Source organism: Endozoicomonas sp. SESOKO3 (assembly GCF_024606255.1).
Window position 1 is genome coordinate 1 of the sequence record NZ_JAHHPR010000270.1, and the last position, 1,288, is coordinate 1,288.

Here is a 1,288-nt window from a genome sequence, read left to right on the forward strand (position 1 = left end):
CTTTCAGATTGAGGGAATTTGCAGTCTGCCGGGCAATACAGGCATCCAGGAAACCTTGCATTTTCCGCCATCCCAATGCCTGGTGTATCCGGTACAGTTGACGGATGGAAGGAACCGTTTCGGAGAAACTATCGAACTTTTCAACATAGCCCGGCCGTTTAGCTTCTGGCTGTGAGCAGATAATCTCTACCGTCCATCGACTGCTTTGTGTCAGGATAAATTGCCGCTTGAGCTTTTGCCTCAGTGGCTCCAGTGCCTGCCATTGCGCTTTGTCAGGAACCGGGCTCAGGTTTTTACACAACGTAATGTAATCCAGACACTCGGATTCAGGCAGCTGCGTCAGGGCAAATTTTACAGTATCCAGGGAGGCGGGAATTGAGAGCGCCTTGCTGAGTACGTTCTGGTCTTGTTGGTGTTCATTATGTCTCGCCAGCCAGAAGCGAACACCGGCGCCGCCATGATTGAAGAGCATGGGTATCAACGATGCCAGGGCATAAAGCACCTGCATTCTTTCGTTGCGGGCGTTTGTGAAAGCGGTCAGGTATTGTTCAAATTCCGCTATCGTCATGCGCCACTCTCTGGAGGCTGAACTGAACAGCGCCAGGACTTTCATGGTTTCTTCAATCGTCATACGCCATTTTTTGGGAGCCGAACTGAACGACGGCAATACATTCATTGCATCGTCTTCCTCCCACTCATCATCGGAATCACTGATCTCGCAGTCACTCTCTATAGCGAGTTCCGGAAGATCGGGAAGATATGGGCGAAATGCTCTCTCGTTCGCCGTCAACAGGCTTTGTTCGGGCAGCCCGGAGCCTTTAAACACCCGGCTGGTCATCTTCAGGCAATGTTTCCTGTTGTTCACTGGCAGCCACTGAACAAACACTTTTAAGTCCGCCTCAGCCGGGAAGCCCTGTCGAGAACTTATGCAGGCAATATGCGCGAACAGTCTCTGATCGATCGGGCTGTCTTTAACGGTCTCATCAAGGTTCGGCTGCCAGCCCTCTTTCAGGCAGGGCATAGAGATAAAGGCTTCCACCTGCTCCTTGGTCGGGAAGCCATTACCATCATTCATGGAAGCAATGCGCATGAGCAGTTTCCGATCGATCGGGTTGTTTTGAACGGCTTCATCGCAACCCTCCCTCCAGCCCTCTTTCAGGCAGGGCATGGAGATAAAGGCTTCCACCTGCTCTTTGGTCGGGAAGCCTTTGCCATGATTCATGGAAGCAATGCGCATGAGCAGTTCCCAGTCGATGGGCTTATCTTTAACGGCCTCGTCCCGACCCGG

General features: G+C 52.2%; 1 protein-coding gene. It reads right to left on the reverse strand.

All coding sequences use genetic code 11. The annotated features are described in order from the left end of the window. Positions 1–1,288: hypothetical protein (locus KDK18_RS04870; RefSeq protein WP_257253608.1), on the reverse strand; the 1,288-nt coding region annotated here is incomplete at both ends.